Source organism: Bradyrhizobium sp. Kon56, assembly GCF_055807635.1.
In genome coordinates this window covers 1-341 of the sequence record NZ_JBVVOU010000242.1, presented here as the reverse complement: position 1 = coordinate 341, position 341 = coordinate 1, and the positions used below count along the sequence as shown (strand labels likewise).

The 341-nt window shown below is 51.0% G+C and carries 1 protein-coding gene; it reads right to left on the bottom strand.

Annotation, left to right across the window (positions count from 1 at the left end; all coding sequences use genetic code 11):
- A partial coding sequence (locus AC0L3B_RS38805; protein ID WP_473382976.1) for an HAD family hydrolase occupies positions 1–341 on the bottom strand: 341 nt, incomplete at both ends.

Below are 341 nucleotides of genomic sequence, written 5' to 3'. Positions count from 1 at the left end.
GTTTTTTATGGCTCTCGACCATTTTTGCCAAGCTGATAAAACGGAAATTATAGGTGGCTTCAGTGGCCGGGACATGAATCGCGCCAAAGCCTTCTTTGCCGTGGCGACGATGGATCCATGAGCTCGCAAGTCCAGCCGCGTTGGCCGGTACGTGGTCGTGATACAGGCTTTCCGCGACGTGAAGGATCGATTTTTTTTCGAACCCCATTTTCCCCAGGGCGTCCATCAAGTATGCAAAGTTTTTGGGGTCCGGTTTGTAGGAACCGACGTCTTGAGCTGTTACGACGCAGTCGAATTCAACGCCCAGTTTCTCTTTACTGAACTCAAATTCACCGCGGTCA